Origin of the sequence: Streptomyces sp. WM6378 (genome assembly GCF_001279695.1) — a bacterium.
GTDB lineage: Bacteria > Actinomycetota > Actinomycetes > Streptomycetales > Streptomycetaceae > Streptomyces.
This window is the reverse complement of the sequence record NZ_LGDD01000294.1, coordinates 1-18,098: the sequence shown is the minus strand read 5'-3', so window position 1 is coordinate 18,098 and position 18,098 is coordinate 1. Positions and strand designations below refer to the sequence as shown.

Below are 18,098 nucleotides of genomic sequence, written 5' to 3'. Positions count from 1 at the left end.
GGGAGTCGTAGCCGAGGGGCGACGTTGGCCCTCTGCGAAATTTCGTGCAGGTTACATGATGGAACGTATCTCGGGAACCGGATAGTGCATTCCAGCATGCGGACACCCGAGGTGCGGGCTTCATTGCCCACGGGGGCGCACGCGGGCGTGCCGTTCGGGTGTGTACGGCCTATGCCCGGCGGTAAAAGATCCGAAACCGCCGAGTAACGATTACTTATGTGGCCTCATGCATACTCCGCCATCCTACGGCCCGGGGCGGCGAAGCGCGCAGGACGTACGTCACACGGGGCGGCGCCGAATGGCACCGCCCCGTGTCACGACCTCCGCGTTCGTCAGCCGATGGCGGTACCGAAGAAGGAGCCGATGCCGAAGGTGAGGGCGGCCGCGGCGCCGCCGAGGGCCAGCTGGCGCACACCGCTGAACCACCACGAGCGGGCCGTCACCTTGGCGACCACCGCGCCGCAGCCGAAGAGGCCGATCAGCGCGAGCAGCACCGCGGGCCACAGCGCGGTCGCACCCAGCAGGTACGGCAGCAGGGGCAGCAGCGCGCCGAGGGCGAAGGAGGCGAAGGAGGAGACCGCGGCCACGGTGGGCGAGGGCAGGTCGGACGGGTCGATGCCGAGCTCCTCGCGGGCATGGATCTCCAGCGCCTGCTCGGGGTCCTGCGAGAGCTGGCGGGCGACCTCGCGGGCGAGCTTCGGCTCGACGCCGCGCGACATGTAGAGCTCGGCGAGCTCGCGCTCCTCGTCGGCCGGGTGCTTGCGCAACTCCCGCCGCTCGATGTCGAGTTCGGCCTCGACGAGCTCGCGCTGCGAGGCGACCGAGGTGTACTCGCCGGCCGCCATCGAGAAGGCGCCGGCCGCGAGGCCGGCGAGGCCGGTGATGACGATGGTCTGGTGCGAGACCGCGCCGCCGGCGACGCCCGTCATCAGGGCGAGGTTGGAGACCAGGCCGTCCATCGCGCCGAACACGGCCGGGCGCAGCCAGCCACCGTTGACATCGCGGTGGGTGTGGTTGTCGCGGTGCGCCTCGTGCAGCGTCGCTTCGGTATCGATGATGGACACAGCTATCCCCTTGCTTCCGGCAGCGGGCACTTCACGTCCCGCGCCCCCTCAACACCGTCGAAACTACGCCCGATGTAAGGGCCGCGCCAGCAAGTAAGGCCTTACTTAGTGAGGTTGGGCTCAGTAAGCAAGGCCTTACCGACGGAGCGAAAAGGACGCGCCGAACCCCCTTTCGTGCGGCCCGTCGAACGCGCCGGGCACCCCGCACCCACGGAACCGGCCGCCCAGGGTGGACAATCCCGGCATGACCCGGATCACCGTGCTCGGCAGCACCAACATGGACCTCGTCGCGTACGTCACCACCGCGCCGCGCAGCGGCGAGACCGTCACCGGCCACGAGTTCCGCACCGTCCCCGGCGGCAAGGGCGCCAACCAGGCCGTCGCCGCCGCCCGGGCCGGGGCGGAGGTGGCGATGATCGGCGCGGTCGGCACGGACGAGTTCGGCGACCGGCTGCGTGCCACGCTCGAACACTCGGGCGTCGACATCGACCTGCTGCGCACCACCGAGGGCCCCTCCGGCACCGCCCACATCGTGGTCGACGGCGACGGCGCCAACGCGATCGTCGTCATCCCGGGCGCCAACGGCTCGGTCACCTCGCTCAGCCACGCGGACCGCGCGATGATCGCCGAGGCGCGGTCCCTGCTGATCCAGCTGGAACTGCCGATGAGCGCGGTCCTGGCCGGTGCGGAAGCGGCCCGGCGCAACGGGGTCCGTACGATCCTGACCCCCGCGCCCGCCCGGCCGCTGCCCCCCGAACTCCTCGCCGTCACCGACCTGTTGGTGCCCAACGAGCACGAGGCCGCGACGCTGACCGGCATCTCGGGCGACCCCGAGCGGGCCGCGGCCGCACTCCTCGCGCACGTGCCCGAGGTCGTGATCACGCTGGGCGCGCGGGGCTGTCTGTACGCGTCCCGGGCGCAGCCGGAGCCGGTGGCGGTGCTTGCCCCGCCGGTCACCGCCGTGGACACGACAGGCGCGGGCGACACCTTCGTGGGCGCCCTCGCGGTGGCCCTGGCCGAGGGCCGTCCGATGCTGGACGCCCTGGCCTGGGCGTCCAGCGCCGCCGCGCTGTCGGTGCAGCGGCCGGGGGCGGCCACGTCGATGCCGTACAGGACGGAGATCGGCGCGTAAAGGGGCGTACGGGGCTTTCACGAGCGAGCCCCCGCCGGTGGCCGGGGTTCCGGCACCAGCGGGGGCTCAGCCATGTACGGGGAGGGCGTCAGGCCTTCTTCGGCTCCGGCTCCGATGCCACCGACTCCGCCTTGGGCTCGTCGGTGGGCTCGTCCGTGGGTTCGGCGGGGTCGCCCTTGTCCAGGGACACGGACTCGCCGTCCTTCTCCTCGACGGCATCGTCCTGCGCACCCGGCTCGACGATCTCCTCGCGGCCGGGCCGCAGCTTCGCCGAGATCACGATGTAGGCGACCGCCAGCACGAAGACGCCGCCCGCGGTCCAGTCGTTCAGGCGCAGGCCCAGGATGTGGTGGGCCTCGTCGACCCGCATGTACTCGATCCAGAAGCGGCCCACGCAGTACGTGGCGACGTACAGCGCGAACGCCCGGCCGTGGCCCAGCTTGAAGCGGCGGTCGGCCCAGATGACCAGGAAGCCGGCGCCGACGCACCACAGGGACTCGTACAGGAACGTCGGGTGGTAGGTGCCCGCGATCCGGTTCGGGCCCTCGCTGATCTTCAGGGCCCAGGGCACGTCGGTGGGGCGGCCGTACAGCTCCTGGTTGAACCAGTTGCCCCAGCGGCCGATGGCCTGGGCGAAGGCGAGGCCGGGGGCCAGCGCGTCGGCCCAGGCGGGGAGCGGGATGCCCCGGCGGCGGCAGCCGATCCAGGCGCCGACCGCGCCGAGCGCGACCGCGCCCCAGATGCCGAGGCCGCCCTCCCAGATCTTGAAGGCGTTGACCCAGTCCTCACCGTCGCTGAAGTACAGCTGGTAGTCGGTGATGACGTGGTAGAGCCGGCCGCCGACGAGCCCGAAGGGCACCGCCCAGACGGCGATGTCGGCGACGGTGCCGGAGCGGCCGCCGCGGGCGACCCACCGCTTGTTGCCGTACCAGACGGCAACGAAGACACCGATGATGATGCAGAAGGCGTAGCCGCGCAGCGGGATCGGTCCGAGGTGGATCACACCGGTCGACGGGCTGGGGATGAAGGCAAGTTCCATGGCAGGGTCGACGCTACCGTGCCGGGCGGGCGCAGCGGCAACCCGCCCGGCAACTTATGAGTAACGAGGACCCCGTGGCTCAGGAGGCCGGGCTCGCCTCTCCGGCCCGCTTGCCCTTGTTGGCCTGGGTCACCCACTTCTTCAGGTTGGCCGGGGTGATCGGCTCGTTGCCCTTCGCCGGGAAGATCGATTCGCCGTTGAGCTGCACGGTCGGCGTGCCGCTGAACTTGCCGGCCTGGAACGCCTCGTTGGACTTCACGACCCAGCTGTTGTGCGTGCCGTTCTGGACGCAGGAGCGGAAGGCGGGCGTGTCCAGGCCCGGCACCTTCTTGGCCAGATCGAGCAGCTTGGCGTTGTCCGCGAACGCGTCGTCCATCTCGTCGGGCTGGTTGGTGTAGAGGACGTCGTGGTACGCGGAGAACTTCCCCGCGTCCTGCGCGCAGCCCGCCGCGTTGGCCGCGTGCAGCGAGCCGCCGCCCCGGGTCTTGTCGTCGATGAGGGTGACCAGGTGGTACTGGACGCGCACCTGGCCGCTGTTCTCCAATTCGTGAATGGTGGCCCTCAAGCCCTTCTCGAACGCGGCGCAGGCCGGGCAGCGGAAGTCCTCCCACACCGTGAGCGTGGAGGGGGCGTCGGCGGCGCCGACCGGGATGGCCAGCTTCCCCTTGTCGTCGGCTCCGGCAGGGGGCACGGCGGGGCCCGCCGTGCTCGCGCTCTTGGCGCTCTCGCTGCCGCCCGCGTTCGCGGCGATCACGCCGATCACGGCGGCCAAGCCGAGCACGCCCACCACGGCTCCGGCCACGATCAGCTGCCGCCGGCGGCGCTCGCCCGCCTTCTGCTGCTCGCGTTGTTGGATGAGCCGGTCTCGCGCGGCCCGCTTCGCATCACGGTTGTCACTCACACCCGCAGCAACGAACCGGGGAGGCACGCTCGTGCCTCCCCGGTCCCACTTCCACTCGTACGGATTATCCGTGCGATGAACGCGCTACGACGCCCGGCGAACGCCCTCGGCGAGCTCGGCCGCAAGTTCCCGTACGGCCACCAGGCCCGCGGCCTCGTCCGGCGCGTCCAGCATGCGCTTGACGAAGGCCGAGCCGACGATCACGCCGTCGGCGAAGACCGCGACCTCCTTGGCCTGGACCGCGTTCGAGACGCCGAGGCCCACGCAGACCGGGAGTTCCGTGGTCGCCCGGGTCCGGCGCACCAGGTCCTCGGCCGAGGCGCCGACCGACTCCCGGGTGCCCGTGACGCCCATCAGCGAGGCCGCGTACACGAAGCCCGAACCGGCCGCGGTGATCGTGGCGAGGCGGGCGTCCTTGCTGCTCGGGGCGACCACGAAGACCGTGCCGAGGCCGTGCTTCTCGGCGTGCTCGCGCCACACCCCGGACTCCTCGACCGGCAGGTCGGGCAGGATGCAGCCCGCGCCGCCCGCCTCGGCGAGCTCGGCGGTGAAGCGCTCGATGCCGTAGCGGTCGATGGGGTTCCAGTACGTCATGACCAGGACCGGCTTGCCGGTGGCCGCGTGGGCCTCGCGAACCGTGCGCAGCACGTCGGCGATCTTCACGCCGCCCTTGAGGGCGATGTCGTCGGCGGTCTGGATGACCGGGCCGTCCAGGACCGGGTCGCTGTGCGGCAGGCCGACCTCGACGACGTCGGCGCCGCCGTCGAACACGGCCTTGATCGCCTCGATGCCGCCGTCGACGGTCGGGAAGCCGGCCGGCAGGTAGGCGATGAGCGCGGCCCGGTTCTCGGCCTTCGCCTTGGCGAGAGTGCCGTTCAGCAGCTCTACGTTCCCGCTCACTTCGCGTCCCCCTCGTGTCCACCGTCGTACAGGCCGAAGTAGCGCGCGGCCGTGTCCATGTCCTTGTCGCCGCGGCCGGACAGGTTGATCACGATCAACCCGTCCTTGCCGAGCTCCTTGCCCACGTCGAGCGCGCCCGCGAGCGCGTGCGCCGACTCGATCGCCGGGATGATGCCCTCGGTGCGCGAAAGGAGCCGCAGGGCCTGCATCGCCGCGTCGTCGGTGACCGCGCGGTACTCCCCGCGGCCGATGTCCTTGAGGTAGGAGTGCTCCGGGCCGATGCCGGGGTAGTCCAGGCCCGCCGAGATCGAGTAGGGCTCGGTGATCTGGCCCTCCTCGTCCTGGAGGACGTACGACCGTGAACCGTGCAGGATGCCGGGCTCGCCCGCGGTCAGGGTCGCCGCGTGCTCGCCGGTCTCGACGCCGTGGCCCGCGGGCTCGCAGCCGATGAGGCGTACGGAGGCGTCCGGGATGAAGGCGTGGAAGAGGCCGATCGCGTTCGAGCCGCCGCCCACGCAGGCGACGGCCGCGTCGGGCAGGCGTCCGGCGCGCTCCAGGATCTGGCGGCGGGCCTCGACGCCGATCACGCGGTGGAAGTCGCGCACCATCGCGGGGAAGGGGTGCGGTCCTGCGACCGTGCCGAACAGGTAGTGCGTGCGGTCGACGTTGGCGACCCAGTCGCGGAACGCCTCGTTGATGGCGTCCTTGAGGGTGCGGCTGCCGGAGGTGACCGGGATGACCTCGGCGCCGAGCATCCGCATCCGGGCGACGTTCAGCGCCTGGCGCTGGGTGTCGATCTCGCCCATGTAGATGGTGCATTCGAGGCCGAACAGGGCGCAGGCGGTGGCGGTGGCGACGCCGTGCTGGCCCGCCCCGGTCTCGGCGATGACGCGGGTCTTGCCCATGCGCTTGGTGAGCAGCGCCTGGCCGAGCACGTTGTTGATCTTGTGCGAGCCGGTGTGGTTCAGGTCCTCGCGCTTGAGGAAGACCCGGGCGCCGCCCGCGTGCTCGGCGAACCGGGGCACCTCGGTCAGGGCGCTGGGCCGGCCGGTGTAGTTGACCATGAGGTCGTTGAGCTCGGCCGCGAAGGCCGGGTCGTGCTTGGCCTTCTCGTACTCGACGGCCACCTCGTCCACCGCGGCGACCAGCGCCTCGGGGATGAACTTGCCTCCGAAGGCGCCGAAGTAGCCCTGGGGGCTTGGGACTTGACCTTCGGGGTCGGGTACGAAGAACTCGTTCTCGTTGGACATGCGGATACCTCGCAGGGGCGTCGCAGCCCCGGTCCTGGGTTGGCGTGTTGGCACGGATGCGCCCGGGCGCCGCAGGTGATGAGCGAGGCGCGCGACCACGGGCCGCGAAGGGCCGGTCGCGCGGTACGTCACTCAGGCGGCGCTCAGGGCACCGCGCCATCGCATGCCGTTGACCTGACCCGGCTCCGAGCCGATCACGTACCGCACGCGCCGTCCGTGCACCCGGCGCGCCGGAGCGCGGCAGCCGCGGGGGCGGCAGCCGGGTGCGAGGCGGACGGCGATGGACATGGGGTCGGTCAGCCCCGCCCGTGGCGCAGGGCCGGGTGGGCGCCCGCCGCGACGAGGTCGGCGACGGCCGCGCGCGGGTCCTTGCCGGTCACCAGGGACTCGCCGACCAGGACGGCGTCGGCCCCCGCGTTGGCGTACGCGATGAGGTCGTGCGGGCCGCGGACGCCGGACTCGGCGATCTTCACGATGTGGTTCGGGATCTCCGGGGCGACCCGCTCGAACGTGGTGCGGTCGACCTTGAGGTCCTTCAGGTTGCGCGCGTTGACGCCGATGATCTTGGCGCCCGCGTCCACGGCCCGGTCGACCTCGTCCTCGTCGTGCACCTCGACCAGCGGGGTGAGGCCGATCGACTCGGCGCGCTCGATCAGCGACACCAGGGCCGGCTGGTCCAGGGCGGCCACGATGAGCAGCGCGAGGTCGGCGCCGTACGCGCGGGCCTCCCACAGCTGGTAGGCCGTGACGATGAAGTCCTTGCGCAGGACCGGGATGTCGACCTTGGCGCGGACGGCCTCCAGGTCGGCGAGCGAGCCGCCGAACCGGCGCTGCTCGGTCAGCACGGAGATGACGGACGCGCCGCCCGCCTCGTAGTCGGCGGCGAGGGCCGCGGGGTCCGCGATGGCGGCGAGCGCGCCCTTGGAGGGGCTGGAGCGCTTGACCTCGCAGATGACCTTCACGCCGTCGCCGCGCAGGGCCGCGACCCCGTCCCGGGCCTGGGGCGCCTTTTCGGCGCGCTCCTTCAGCTCGTCGAGGCTGACACGCGCCTGCCGCTCTGCGAGGTCGGCGCGGACGCCTTCGATGATCTCGTCGAGCACACTCACGCGAGCGGCCCCCTTCCGGGACGGTGATGTCGGTCAGGACGAGGGTGACCCTCACAAGCGGTCACGATCAGCCATGACGATGGTATCCGCACCGGAGCGAAGGGGTCGCATCCGGTTGACCGGCGTCCCAATAATTGGGACGTCACCTGCGGATTCACCGATTCCGTCACGGCGCGAGTACCGAGCCGAACGGCAGGTTCCGGACCACCGAGAAGATCAACACGACCGATCCGATCAACCACCACTGGCGATCGCTCGGCGTGAATCGCACGGGCAGCCCCCGGGCCGAGCGGACGGCCCACAGGACCCAGCCCGCGGCGAAGAGCAGATAGCCGGCGACGGCGAGGGCGTTGGAGTGGACGGCCGCGGCGAAGTGCCCGGTGATGAAGTCGTGTGCGCTGCGCAGCCCGCCGCAGCCGGGGCAGTAGACGCCGGTGAACCGGTACAGCGGGCAGACCGGATAGTGCCCCGGATGGTTCGGGTCGACGAGGCCCACGTACGCGAACGCGGAGGCCACCGCGCCGAGCGTGCCGAACGGCACCAGGAGCCTCCTGGCCGGGGTGGCGGGCGTGGCGGCCGGATGCGCCGGGGCGGGGGTCGGCTGGGCTGCGTCCACTGGGTGATTGTCCCCCGATCACATGAAAAGGCGCAGCCCGTGTGGGGGCTGCGCCCAACAGGGTGGCCGGCGGTTCAGCCTGCCTGGGCCTCAAGACGGGCGCGCACCTTGGCGGCGGCGTCCTCGCGCATGCGCTGCATCTCGGGCGTGTCCTTGGGGGTGCCGAGGCCGGCCATCTTCATGACGCCGCCGACGACGGCGGAGATGCCGAGGAGTGCGATGCCGGCCCAGAAGCCCACCGGGTTGGCGGCCACTATGAAGACGCAGGTCACGCAGAATCCGATGAAGGCAATGATGACACCGGTCCAGGCTGCCGGGGTGTGGCCGTGGCCGCTCTTCGCCATGGGGGTTGCTCCTCGTAGGTGTTTCCGTGTTGTTGTCGTTGTCGGCGCTGCTGTCGGCGTCTTTTCCGCTGCCACCGCTGTCGTCGAACCCGACGCTCCACGCCATTGTCCCGCACCGGAACGGATGCCCGGGTGCGGGGGTCAGCTCTCGCGCGTCGGGTCCTCGCCGCGGTCCAGCGCCTTCCAGAGTTCCTCGGGGCGCTCCGGGTCGGGCGCGGTGCGCGCCTTGCGCGGGCGGGGGGTGCCGTCGCGCTCGTAGCGGCCGCCCATCGCGGGCCAGGACGCGCCGAAGCGGAGGGCGAGCAGCCCGGCGAGCAGCAGCAGGGCACCGCCGGCGACGGCGACGTAGGGCCAGCTCGTGTGGGTGAGCGCGTTGATCGTGGCCGCGGCGTCGCCGCTGGCCTTGGCCGCCTTCTCGTCCAGGGCGGCGCTGTCGCCGACGCCGAGCCAGGCGGTCACGGCGGCCCCGGCGCCGCTGAGCGTGAGCAGCACGGCGACCAGGACGCGGCCCGGGCCGCGTACCGCGAAGACGGCCACCAGGGCGGCCAGGCCGACGATCGCGAGGGCGGAGGGCACGCCGGTGATGTCGCCGCCGGAGGCCTTCAGCGGCAGCGCACCACCGCCGACGGCGGCCTGGCCGTGGGCCCAGGTCTGCCCGGAGGCCATGAGGACGACGGCGGCGCCGACGGCGCCGGCGAGCAGTGCGGCGGCCAGGCTGCGGCGGCCGCCGCCGCGGGCGGACGGCGCGGCTGCTTCGGCACGGGGCTGGGGTACGGATGCGGCACTCACGTACTCCACTATCGCCTGCGCGCGGCCCGGCGCCGCACCCGGGGCCCGCGTCCTTGCCACGCCCAGCCGCCGACAGGAACCAAGGGCGGGCAAGGGATCGGCCATCAGCTGCCCCCGATCAGCCCGGGAACTGTCCCCGAACAGACCTTGAACGGCCCCCGAAGGCAAAGCGGCGATAGAGATTCCAGCCACCTTCTTGTTGGCATGGCCGGGTCACACCTAGGTTCACCGCCGGTCCGAGTCGCGCACCACGCGGCACGGCCCGCACAGCGCACCCGCACGTCTCCTGGTTGACCCACCTCACGGAGGAAGTAAGTTGCGCAGATCCCAGTCCCCCACCGCCCTGGCCGCCACCTTGGCCGCGGCAGCGCTCGCCCTGGCAACTCCCCTCGCCCAGGCGGCCACCCCTTCGACCGCGGCGCACGTCACCACCGTCCGCTCCTGCGCGGCCCCGACGCAGAAGGACGTCATGGCCTGCAAGGCGCTGAAGGTGACCGGCGGCACGGTGAAGTCCGCCAATGCCGAGCGCGCGCTGACCGCCGCAGCCGCGCCCTCCGGCTACGGCCCCGCCTCGATCCAGTCCGCGTACAAGCTGCCGTCCTCGACGGCCGGTTCGGGCCGGACCGTGGCGATCGTCGACGCGTACGACGACCCCAACGCGGCCGCCGACCTCGCCAAGTACCGTTCCCAGTACGGGCTTCCGGCCTGCACGACGGCCAACGGCTGCTTCCAGAAGGTCGGCCAGACCGGCACCTCGACCCTGCCGAGCGCCGACGCCGGCTGGGCCGAGGAGATATCCCTCGACCTCGACATGGTCAGCGCGGCCTGCCCCAACTGCAAGATCCTGCTGGTCGAGGCGAAGTCGTCGTCGATGGCCAACCTGGGCACGGCCGTCAACACGGCGGTGTCGCTCGGCGCGAAGTACGTGTCCAACAGCTACGGCGGCGGCGAGTCCTCCTCCGACACCTCGTACGACACCAAGTACTTCAACCACCCGGGCGTCGCCATCACGGTGAGCTCCGGTGACGGGGCCTACGGCACCGAGTACCCGGCGGCCTCCCGCTATGTCACCGCGGTCGGCGGCACCTCGCTCAACTCCTCGTCCAACAGCCGCGGCTGGACCGAGAGCGCCTGGAGCGACGCCGGTTCCGGCTGCTCCGCCTACGACGCGAAGCCGAGCTGGCAGAAGGACACCGGCTGCGCGAAGCGGACCGTCGCGGACGTCTCTGCGGTCGCCGACCCGGCCACGGGTGTCGCGGTGTACGACACCTACGGCGGCGACCCGGGCTGGGAGGTGTTCGGCGGCACCAGCGCCTCCTCGCCGCTGATCGCCGCGGTGTACGCGCTCGCGGGCACCCCGTCCTCGGGCTCCACGCCCGCCTCGTTCCCGTACGCCCACACCGGTTCGCTCAACGACGTGACGAGCGGCTCCAACGGCAGCTGCTCGCCGAGCTACCTGTGCAACTCGGGCAGCGGCTACGACGGCCCGACGGGGCTCGGCACCCCGAACGGGACCGCCGCGTTCACCGGCTGAGCCGGTTGGCCGTGTTGACCGCGCGCAGGACGGCGGCCGCCTTGTTGCGGCACTCGTCGTCCTCCGCGACCGGGTCGGAGTCGGCGACCACGCCGGCTCCGGCCTGCACGTAGGCGGTGCCGTCCCGCAGCAGTGCGGTGCGGATCGCGATCGCGGTGTCGGAGTCCCCGGCGAAGTCGAGGTAGCCGACGCAGCCTCCGTAGAGCCCGCGGCGGCTGGGTTCGAGCTCCTCGATGATCTGCATGGCGCGGGGCTTGGGGGCACCCGAGAGCGTGCCGGCCGGGAAGCAGGCCGTCAGGACGTCGAACGCGGTGCGTCCCTCGGCGACCCGGCCGGTCACGGTCGACACGATGTGCATCACATGGGAGTACCGCTCGATCGACATGAAGTCCACGACCTCCACCGAGCCCGGTTCGCAGACCCGGCCCAGGTCGTTGCGGCCGAGGTCGACGAGCATGAGGTGCTCGGCGCGCTCCTTGGGGTCGGCGAGCAGCTCGTCGGCGAGCGCCTGGTCGCGCTGCGGGGTGGCGCCGCGCGGCCGGGTCCCGGCGATCGGGTGAAGCATCGCGCGCCCGTCCTCGACCTTGACGAGCGCCTCGGGGCTCGATCCCACGACGTCGAAGCCGTCGAAGCGGAACAGGTACATGTACGGCGACGGATTGGTCGCCCGCAGCACCCGGTAGACGTCCAACGCGCTTGCCCGGCACGGCGTTTCGAAGCGCTGCGAAGGCACCACCTGGAAGGCCTCGCCGGACCGGATGCGCTCCTTGATGTCCTCGACGGCGTCCTGGTAGGCCTTGCCGCCCCACAGCGCGGTGTACTCGGGCAGCTCGGAGGCGGGCAGCGCGACCGGCGCGTACTCGGCGGGCTTCGCGAGGTCGGCCTCCATCGCGTCGAGCCGGGCCACGGCGTGCTCGTACGCCTCGTCGACGCCGGTGTCGAGGTCGTTGTGGTTGATCGCGTTGGCGATCAGCAGGACCGAGCCGTCCCAGTGGTCGAGCACGGCGAGGTCCGAGGTGAGCAGCATGGTCAGCTCGGGCAGCCGGAGGTCGTCGCCCCCGTGCTCGGCGATCTTTTCGAGCCTGCGCACGATGTCGTAGCCGAGGTAGCCGACCATGCCGCCGGTGAAGGGCGGCATTCCGGCGACCAGGTCGCGCGGGGTGTGCAGGGCCTCGACGGTGGCTTTGAGGGCCGTAAGAGGATCACCCGAAGTGGGGACGCCGACCGGCGGCGTTCCGATCCAGTGGGCCTCTCCGTCGCGCACGGTGAGGGTCGCGTCGGAGCGCACGCCGACGAAGGAGTACCGCGACCAGGACCGGCCGTTCTCGGCGGATTCCAGCAGGAAGGTGCCGGGCCGCTCGGCGGCGAGCTTGCGGTAGAGGCCCACCGGGGTGTCGCCGTCGGCGAGCAGGCGGCGGTGGACGGGGATGACGCGGCGGTCGACGGCGAGCTTGCGGAAGGTGTCGAGGTCCATGACTACTTCCCGAGGTCGAGCACGTCGGCGTCGAAGCAGGTGCGGTCCCCGGTGTGGCAGGCGGCGCCCTCCTGGTCGACCTTGACCAGGACGGTGTCCGCGTCGCAGTCCAGGGCGACCGACTTCACGTGCTGGACGTGCCCGGAGGTGTCTCCCTTGACCCAGTACTCCTGACGGCTGCGCGACCAGTACGTGCAGCGGCCGGTGGTCAGGGTGCGGTGCAGGGCCTCGTCGTCCATCCAGCCGAGCATGAGCACCTCACCGGTGTCGTACTGCTGGGCGATGGCCGGGACCAGACCGTCGGCGCTGCGCTTGAGGCGGGCGGCGATGGCGGGGTCGAGATTGCTGGTCATGCCCCCATTCTGCCGTGGCCGACGGGGCTGTCGGGCGGTGCGTCCACTGTCCGGACGACGGCCGCGGCCGTACGCTGGCGGACATGTCGACCCATGCCAAGCGTGAACGGCTTCTGCTCGCCGACCTGTTGGAGGCGGCGGGCCCCGAGGCACCGACCCTCTGCGAGGGCTGGACGGCCCGCGAACTCGCGGCCCATGTCGTGGTGCGCGAGCGGCGCCTCGACGCGGCGGGCGGGATCGTGATCCCGGCCCTGAAGAACCGCCTCGACCGGGTCCAGGCGGAATTCGCCGCCAAGCCGTACGAGGAACTGATCCAGCTCATCCGCACCGGCCCGCCGAAGTACTCCCCGTACAACCTCAAGCAGGTCGACGAGGGCGCCAACGCGGTGGAGTTCTATGTTCACGCCGAGGACGTCCGCCGGGCGCAGCCGGACTGGACGCCCCGCGAGCTCGACCCGGTGTTCTCGGACGCGCTGTGGTCCCGCCTGGAGAAGGCGGCCCGGCTGATGGGCCGCAGGTCGCCGGTGGGCATCGTGCTGCGCCGCCCGGACGGCCAGACGGCGGTGGCGCACAAGGGCACCCCGGTGGTGACGGTCACGGGCGAGCCGGGCGAGCTGACGCTGTTCGCGCACGGCCGCCAGGAGGCGGCGCAGGTCGAGCTGGAGGGCGACAAGGAGGCGTCCACACGGGCGCTGGAGGCGAAGCTCGGGATCTAGACCGCGGTCTTGGGCAGCTCCGCGCGGCGCAGGTGGCCGGAGGCAAGTCCCGTCACCGCGCCCGTCGCGCACACCGCCGCGCTGGCCAGGAACACGGGCGTGGTGCCCCAGGCGCCGATGGCGGCGCCCGCCAGCGGATAGCCGAGCGGCGCGATGCCCATGGTGAACAGGGACGACACGGCGGTGACCCGGCCGAGGTAGGCGGGCTCCGTCGCGGTCTGCACCAGCGCCCCGCACAGGGCGCCGCTCAGCCCGGCGAGCAGTCCGATGAGGACGCCGGCGGCCGCGGCGAGCGCCACCGAGTGGGTGTACGCCAGGGCGCCTATGGCGGTCGCGCCGCCGAGCAGGGACACCGGCAGGACGAGCCCGGCGCGGGGGATCCGGCCGCGTACCGAGAGCAGCAGCGAGGCGGCCCCCGCGCCCGCCCCGAACGCGGCGACGATCCATCCCATGCCGGCCGCGCCCCAGCCCCGCTCCTTCGCGAGCAGGGTGAGCCCGATGTTGAGCGGGGCGGCGAAACCCAGCTCGCCGACGGCTATGACCAGCATCAGCGGGGCGAGCAGGGCGTGGCGGCGGATGTAGCGCAGCCCGTCGGCGAGCTCCCGCAGCGCGGGCTCCTCGGCCTTCTGGTCGTCGCCGGGCAGCCGGGCGATGCGTACGCGCACCAGCAGGGCGGTCGAGACGGCGAACAGGGCTCCCGCCACGGCGAAGGTGGCCGCGGTCCCGCCGAGCGCCACGGCGAGCCCGCCGAGCGGGGCCCCGGCGATGTTGGCGACCCGCGCACCGATCCCCTTGAGCCCCTGCACCCGGGCGAGTTCGCCGGGGCCGGTGAGCCTGGGCGGCAGCGCGCCGAGCGCGGGCAGCAGCACCGCGTCCACGGCCCCGAAAACCAGCGCGAGCACGATCAGGAGCCACAGTTCGGGGCCCGTGACCAGCAGGGTCGCGGCCATGCCCAGGATGATCAGGCTGCGGGCGGCGTCGCTGCCGATCACGACCCGGCGCGGCCCGAACCGGTCGGCGACCACGCCGCCGCCGAGCATGAGCAGCGCCCTGGGCACGGCGCCCACCGCGAGCACGAGCCCGGCCTGCCCGGGGCTCCCGGAACGCGCCGCGGCCCAGGCCAGCGCCATGTAGTACACGCTGTCGCCGACGAGCGACGAGGTGTACGCGGCGAGCCACCGCAGCACGTTGCCGTCGCGGTGGGCGGGGCGGGCGGGGGCGGCCGGTATGAGGGTGGCGGCTTCCGGCCCGACCGGGGTTCTCATCGACACGGAAGTCCTCTCAGGCGCGGAAGGGGAAGCCGTACAGGTGGACCGCGACGTTCTCGCGCCCCTCGGTGTCGCCCGCCGCGACGGCGGCTTCGCCGCGCTGCTTGTACTTGCCGAGCACGGCGTCCAACTCCCCGTCCAGCGCCGTGAGTTCGGCCGGGGTCAGGTGAGCCGTGTACTCGCTGCTGAACGAGGCGGTCACCCACTCCTCGCGCCAGGCGGACATGGCGTCGAGGAAGGCGCGGTACAGCTCGATCCGCTGCTCCAGGAGGAGCCGGGTCACCGAGGTGTGCACGGCGACCTTCTCGGGGGCGTCCTTGAAGTCCTCGTGGCGGTAGCTGATCCCGTCCGACGCGGGCTGCCACCAACGCTCGCGCCCGTCCTTGCCCTGCGGCTCGGCCTCCTCGATGAGCCCGTGGTCGGCGAGCTTGCGCAGGTGGTAGCTGACGAGGGAGACGGCTTCGTCGACCTGGTCGGCGAGCTGGGAGGCGGTGGCGGAGCGGGCGTTGTAGAGCGCGCGGTAGAGCTTCATGCGCAGGGGGTGGCCGAATGCCTTGAGGGTGTCGACGTCGGTGATCCTGCGGTTGCCCTTGGGTGCCATGGCATCGAGCGTAGATAGGAAAGGAATGTTGCGCAATAAAAGTTGCGCAAGAAGTGCTGCGCATCTGGCAGGGGTGTCGTGGTGGCCCAGCATCACTGGGGCTCCGCCCCAGACCCCGTTGAGCCCTCACCCCCCTTCCCGAAACCCGCCGGGGGTGAGATGGCTCGGCTGCGGCCCGGTGGTCGTTCCTGGGGCTCCGCCCCAGACCCCGTTCGCGCCTTGAGGGCGCTCGTCCTCAAGCGCCGGACAGGCTGGGTATGCCCGTACCGCATGCCGCTAGGGGCGCGGGGCTGCGACATTGTGCGGCTGCGCCGCGTGGGCGCGACCAGCCGCCCACGGTCCGCACCTGATTCACCCCCGGCGGGTCTCGGGAAGGGGTGGGGTGGGGACGGGGTTCAGCGGATCGGGTGGCCCGCCTTTCGCAGGGTTTCCTTCACCTCTGCGATGCGCAGGTCGCCGAAGTGGAAGACCGACGCCGCCAGGACCGCGTCCGCGCCCGCCTCAATGGCCGGGGGGAAGTCGGACAGGCGGCCGGCGCCGCCCGAGGCGATGACCGGGACGGTCACGTGGCGGCGGACCGCCGCGATCATCTCCGTGTCGTAGCCGTCCTTCGTGCCGTCCGCGTCCATCGAGTTGAGCAGGATCTCCCCCGCCCCCAACTCGGCCGCCCGGTGCGCCCATTCGACCGCGTCGATGCCCGTGCCCCTGCGGCCGCCGTGGGTCGTCACTTCGAAGGTGCCCGACGCGGTTCGGCGGGCGTCCACCGAGAGGACCAGGACCTGGCGGCCGAAGCGTTCGGCGATTTCGCGGATCAGGTCGGGGCGGGCGATGGCGGCCGTGTTCACGCCCACCTTGTCCGCGCCCGCCCGCAGGAGCTTGTCCACGTCGTCGGTGCTTCGGACGCCGCCGCCCACCGTCAGCGGGATGAAGACCTGCTCCGCGGTGCGGCGCACCACGTCGTACGTGGTCTCGCGGTTGCCGGAGGACGCCGTGATGTCGAGGAACGTCAGCTCGTCCGCGCCCTCGGCGTCGTACAGCTTGGCCATCTCGACGGGGTCGCCGGCATCGCGCAGGTTCTGGAAGTTCACGCCCTTGACGACCCGGCCGTTGTCCACGTCCAGGCAGGGGATCACTCGTACGGCCAAGGTCATGACGCCACCGTTCCCCTGTACGCCTCTACCTCGACCTCTACCACCAGGCTCGGGTCCACGAAGCCCGACACGATCAGCATCGAGGACGCGGGGCGTACGTCGTCGAACAGTTCCTTGTGGGCTCGGCCCACATCCTCCACGTCCCGGGCATGGGTGATGTACATACGGGTGCGGACCACATCGGCGCGGCCGAGGCCGATGGACTCCAGCGCCTTGATGGCGACGCCGAACGCGTTCACCGTCTGCTGGTACGGACCGCCCTCGTCGATGCGGCCGTTGGTCACCGACGTACAACCGGCCACCAGGACAAGGCCGCCCGGGAGTTCCACGGCGCGGGAGTAGCCGAAGCGCTCCTCCCAGGGGGCGCCGGAGGAGATCTTGCGGACCTCGTCGCTCATGCGGCAACCGCCTTGAGCGCCTCTTCCAGCGTGAAGGCCTTCGCGTACAGGGCCTTGCCCACGATCGCGCCCTCGACTCCGAGCGGGACCAGTTCGGAGATGGCCCGCAGGTCGTCCAGGGAGGAGACGCCGCCGGAGGCCACCACCGGCTTGTCCGTGGCCGCGCAGACGTTGCGCAGCAGCTCCAGGTTGGGGCCCTGGAGCGTGCCGTCCTTGGCGATGTCGGTGACGACGTAGCGCGCGCAGCCCTCGGAGTCCAGGCGGGCCAGGGTCTCGTACAGGTCGCCGCCGTCGCGGGTCCAGCCGCGGCCGCGCAGCGTGGTGCCGCGCACGTCCAGGCCGACCGCGATCCGGTCGCCGAACTCGGCGATGACCTTGGCGACCCACTCCGGGGTCTCAAGGGCCGCCGTGCCGAGGTTGACGCGGGTGCAGCCGGTGGCGAGGGCGGCGGCCAGGGAGGCGTCGTCGCGGATGCCGCCGGACAGCTCGACCTTGATGTCCATGGCGCCCGCGACCTCGGCGATCAGCGCGCGGTTGTCGCCGGTGCCGAACGCGGCGTCCAGGTCGACCAGGTGCAGCCACTCGGCGCCGGAGCGCTGCCAGGCGAGGGCCGCCTCCAGGGGCGAGCCGTAGGACGTCTCGGAGCCGGACTCGCCGTGGACCAGGCGTACGGCCTGGCCGTCGCGGACGTCGACGGCGGGGAGGAGTTCGAGCTTGGGGGCCATCACAGGGTTCCGATCCAGTTGGTGAGCAGCTGGGCTCCGGCGTCGCCGGACTTCTCGGGGTGGAACTGGGTGGCCCACAGCGCACCGTTCTCCACCGCGGCGACGAACGGCTCGCCGTGGGTGGCCCAAGTGACCCTGGGGGCACGGATCTTGGGGTTGGTGACTTCGAGGCTCCAGTCGCGCACGGCGTAGGAGTGCACGAAGTAGAAGCGGGCTTCGGCGTCCAGGCCCGCGAACAGCTCGCTGCCCTCGGGGGCCTTCACCGTGTTCCAGCCCATGTGCGGCACGACCGGGGCGTTGAGCGGCTCGACGACGCCGGGCCACTCGTCCAGGCCCTCCGTCTCGACGCCGTGCTCGATGCCGCGCTCGAAGAGGATCTGCATGCCGACGCAGATGCCCATGACCGGGCGGCCGCCGGAGAGCCGGCGCCCCACGATCCAGTCGCCGCGTGCGTCGCGAAGGCCCTGCATGCAGGCGGAGAAGGCGCCGACGCCGGGGACGAGGAGCCCGTCGGCGTTCATGGCCCGGTCGTAGTCCCGGGTGATCTCGACGTCGGCGCCGACGTGGGCAAGGGCCCGCTCGGCGGACCGTACGTTGCCGAAGCCGTAGTCGAAGACGACGACCTTCTTGGCTGCCGCGCTCACTAGAGGACCATCCCTTCTGCAGCCCTGGTGGATAGGGTTGTGACCTCTCGGTCCCGGTGGGGTACGGCCAGCCATGCGAGCCGCTCGACGGCC

Annotated in this window: 21 protein-coding genes; 3 read left to right on the top strand and 18 right to left on the bottom strand. The window is 71.9% G+C overall.

Annotated features, from left to right (window positions below):
* Window positions 1-332: 332 nt before the first annotated feature.
* Window positions 333-1,064 (bottom strand): VIT1/CCC1 transporter family protein, encoded by a 732-nt coding sequence (locus tag ADK54_RS24335; protein ID WP_053727834.1) that lies wholly within the window; start codon window positions 1,062-1,064, stop codon window positions 333-335.
* A gap of 244 nt (window positions 1,065-1,308) precedes the next feature.
* On the opposite strand from ADK54_RS24335, the gene rbsK reads away from it, so the two are divergent.
* Window positions 1,309-2,196, top strand: coding sequence for a ribokinase (rbsK, locus tag ADK54_RS24330; RefSeq protein WP_053727879.1), 888 nt, complete (start codon window positions 1,309-1,311; stop codon window positions 2,194-2,196).
* Between the two features lie 88 nt (window positions 2,197-2,284).
* On the opposite strand, the gene lgt is transcribed toward rbsK, so the two are convergent.
* The 9 genes from lgt to ADK54_RS24290 form a co-directional block, all read right to left on the bottom strand.
* Window positions 2,285-3,235 carry a prolipoprotein diacylglyceryl transferase gene (gene lgt, locus ADK54_RS24325; protein ID WP_053727833.1) on the bottom strand — a complete coding sequence of 317 codons (951 nt, stop codon included), beginning with the start codon at window positions 3,233-3,235 and terminating at the stop codon, window positions 2,285-2,287.
* A gap of 79 nt (window positions 3,236-3,314) precedes the next feature.
* A complete protein-coding gene (locus tag ADK54_RS24320) occupies window positions 3,315-4,136 on the bottom strand; it encodes a DsbA family protein (RefSeq protein ID WP_053727832.1) in 822 nt (273 codons plus the stop codon).
* A gap of 84 nt (window positions 4,137-4,220) precedes the next feature.
* Window positions 4,221-5,036: a tryptophan synthase subunit alpha gene (gene trpA, locus ADK54_RS24315; RefSeq protein ID WP_053727831.1), complete on the bottom strand. Its 816-nt coding sequence runs from the start codon at window positions 5,034-5,036 to the stop codon at window positions 4,221-4,223.
* Window positions 5,033-6,286 (bottom strand): tryptophan synthase subunit beta, encoded by a 1,254-nt coding sequence (gene trpB, locus ADK54_RS24310; RefSeq protein WP_053727830.1) that lies wholly within the window; start codon window positions 6,284-6,286, stop codon window positions 5,033-5,035. The genes trpA and trpB overlap by 4 nt, the downstream gene beginning before the upstream one ends.
* Window positions 6,287-6,418: 132 nt before the next feature.
* Window positions 6,419-6,574 carry a tryptophan biosynthesis modulator TrpM gene (gene trpM, locus ADK54_RS48850; protein WP_398876782.1) on the bottom strand — a complete coding sequence of 52 codons (156 nt, stop codon included), beginning with the start codon at window positions 6,572-6,574 and terminating at the stop codon, window positions 6,419-6,421.
* Between the two features lie 8 nt (window positions 6,575-6,582).
* Window positions 6,583-7,392: an indole-3-glycerol phosphate synthase TrpC gene (trpC, locus tag ADK54_RS24305; RefSeq protein ID WP_053727829.1), complete on the bottom strand. Its 810-nt coding sequence runs from the start codon at window positions 7,390-7,392 to the stop codon at window positions 6,583-6,585.
* Between the two features lie 166 nt (window positions 7,393-7,558).
* Window positions 7,559-8,008, bottom strand: a complete 450-nt coding sequence (locus ADK54_RS24300) for a DUF2752 domain-containing protein (protein WP_078966584.1) — start codon at window positions 8,006-8,008, stop codon at window positions 7,559-7,561.
* 74 nt (window positions 8,009-8,082) lie between these two features.
* Window positions 8,083-8,352 (bottom strand): HGxxPAAW family protein, encoded by a 270-nt coding sequence (locus ADK54_RS24295; protein ID WP_053727827.1) that lies wholly within the window; start codon window positions 8,350-8,352, stop codon window positions 8,083-8,085.
* 141 nt (window positions 8,353-8,493) lie between these two features.
* Window positions 8,494-9,150 (bottom strand): TIGR02234 family membrane protein, encoded by a 657-nt coding sequence (locus ADK54_RS24290; protein WP_053727826.1) that lies wholly within the window; start codon window positions 9,148-9,150, stop codon window positions 8,494-8,496.
* 307 nt (window positions 9,151-9,457) lie between these two features.
* Here ADK54_RS24290 and ADK54_RS24285 point away from each other — a divergent pair, with 307 nt between their 5' ends.
* Entirely contained in the window at window positions 9,458-10,675 is a 1,218-nt protein-coding gene (locus ADK54_RS24285) for a S53 family peptidase (RefSeq protein ID WP_053727825.1), read from the top strand.
* Here ADK54_RS24285 and ADK54_RS24280 read toward each other — a convergent pair.
* On the bottom strand, window positions 10,665-12,149 hold the full coding sequence (locus tag ADK54_RS24280) for an anthranilate synthase component I (protein ID WP_053727824.1): 1,485 nt from the start codon (window positions 12,147-12,149) through the stop codon (window positions 10,665-10,667). The genes ADK54_RS24285 and ADK54_RS24280 overlap by 11 nt on opposite strands.
* A 2-nt stretch (window positions 12,150-12,151) precedes the next feature.
* Window positions 12,152-12,502 carry a phosphoribosyl-AMP cyclohydrolase gene (hisI, locus tag ADK54_RS24275; RefSeq protein WP_053727823.1) on the bottom strand — a complete coding sequence of 117 codons (351 nt, stop codon included), beginning with the start codon at window positions 12,500-12,502 and terminating at the stop codon, window positions 12,152-12,154.
* An 83-nt stretch (window positions 12,503-12,585) separates the two neighbouring features.
* Here hisI and ADK54_RS24270 point away from each other — a divergent pair, with 83 nt between their 5' ends.
* Complete coding sequence (locus ADK54_RS24270; RefSeq protein ID WP_053727822.1) at window positions 12,586-13,218, top strand: TIGR03085 family metal-binding protein; 633 nt, start codon at window positions 12,586-12,588, stop codon at window positions 13,216-13,218.
* Here the strand turns inward: ADK54_RS24270 and ADK54_RS24265 are convergent.
* The 6 genes from ADK54_RS24265 to hisH form a co-directional block, all read right to left on the bottom strand.
* A complete protein-coding gene (locus ADK54_RS24265; protein WP_053727821.1) occupies window positions 13,215-14,483 on the bottom strand; it encodes an MFS transporter in 1,269 nt (422 codons plus the stop codon). The two genes, ADK54_RS24270 and ADK54_RS24265, sit on opposite strands and share 4 nt — an antisense overlap.
* A 16-nt stretch (window positions 14,484-14,499) precedes the next feature.
* Window positions 14,500-15,087 (bottom strand): ArsR/SmtB family transcription factor, encoded by a 588-nt coding sequence (locus tag ADK54_RS24260; protein ID WP_053727820.1) that lies wholly within the window; start codon window positions 15,085-15,087, stop codon window positions 14,500-14,502.
* Between the two features lie 395 nt (window positions 15,088-15,482).
* The gene (gene hisF, locus ADK54_RS24255; protein WP_053727819.1) at window positions 15,483-16,238 is read right to left on the bottom strand and encodes an imidazole glycerol phosphate synthase subunit HisF; all 756 of its coding nucleotides are present in this window, start codon (window positions 16,236-16,238) and stop codon (window positions 15,483-15,485) included.
* A complete protein-coding gene (locus tag ADK54_RS24250; RefSeq protein WP_053727818.1) occupies window positions 16,235-16,636 on the bottom strand; it encodes a RidA family protein in 402 nt (133 codons plus the stop codon). Before ADK54_RS24250 ends, hisF begins: the two co-directional genes overlap by 4 nt.
* Complete coding sequence (gene priA / locus ADK54_RS24245; RefSeq protein WP_053727817.1) at window positions 16,633-17,361, bottom strand: bifunctional 1-(5-phosphoribosyl)-5-((5-phosphoribosylamino)methylideneamino)imidazole-4-carboxamide isomerase/phosphoribosylanthranilate isomerase PriA; 729 nt, start codon at window positions 17,359-17,361, stop codon at window positions 16,633-16,635. The genes ADK54_RS24250 and priA overlap by 4 nt, the downstream gene beginning before the upstream one ends.
* Window positions 17,361-18,005 (bottom strand): imidazole glycerol phosphate synthase subunit HisH, encoded by a 645-nt coding sequence (gene hisH / locus ADK54_RS24240; protein ID WP_053727816.1) that lies wholly within the window; start codon window positions 18,003-18,005, stop codon window positions 17,361-17,363. The genes priA and hisH overlap by 1 nt, the downstream gene beginning before the upstream one ends.
* Between the last annotated feature and the right edge of the window lie 93 nt (window positions 18,006-18,098).

Bases quoted from the DNA above. Each gene is read 5' to 3' on its own strand.
- rbsK (WP_053727879.1), top strand. From the start codon at position 1,309: ATGACCCGGATCACCGTGCTCGGCAGCACCAACATGGACCTCGTCGCG.
- lgt (WP_053727833.1), bottom strand. From the start codon at position 3,235: ATGGAACTTGCCTTCATCCCCAGCCCGTCGACCGGTGTGATCCACCTC.
- trpB (WP_053727830.1), bottom strand. From the start codon at position 6,286: ATGTCCAACGAGAACGAGTTCTTCGTACCCGACCCCGAAGGTCAAGTC.
- trpM (WP_398876782.1), bottom strand. From the start codon at position 6,574: ATGTCCATCGCCGTCCGCCTCGCACCCGGCTGCCGCCCCCGCGGCTGC.
- ADK54_RS24295 (WP_053727827.1), bottom strand. From the start codon at position 8,352: ATGGCGAAGAGCGGCCACGGCCACACCCCGGCAGCCTGGACCGGTGTC.
- ADK54_RS24280 (WP_053727824.1), bottom strand. From the start codon at position 12,149: ATGGACCTCGACACCTTCCGCAAGCTCGCCGTCGACCGCCGCGTCATC.
- hisI (WP_053727823.1), bottom strand. From the start codon at position 12,502: ATGACCAGCAATCTCGACCCCGCCATCGCCGCCCGCCTCAAGCGCAGC.
- ADK54_RS24270 (WP_053727822.1), top strand. From the start codon at position 12,586: ATGTCGACCCATGCCAAGCGTGAACGGCTTCTGCTCGCCGACCTGTTG.
- ADK54_RS24265 (WP_053727821.1), bottom strand. From the start codon at position 14,483: ATGAGAACCCCGGTCGGGCCGGAAGCCGCCACCCTCATACCGGCCGCC.
- ADK54_RS24260 (WP_053727820.1), bottom strand. From the start codon at position 15,087: ATGGCACCCAAGGGCAACCGCAGGATCACCGACGTCGACACCCTCAAG.
- hisF (WP_053727819.1), bottom strand. From the start codon at position 16,238: ATGACCTTGGCCGTACGAGTGATCCCCTGCCTGGACGTGGACAACGGC.
- ADK54_RS24250 (WP_053727818.1), bottom strand. From the start codon at position 16,636: ATGAGCGACGAGGTCCGCAAGATCTCCTCCGGCGCCCCCTGGGAGGAG.
- priA (WP_053727817.1), bottom strand. From the start codon at position 17,361: ATGGCCCCCAAGCTCGAACTCCTCCCCGCCGTCGACGTCCGCGACGGC.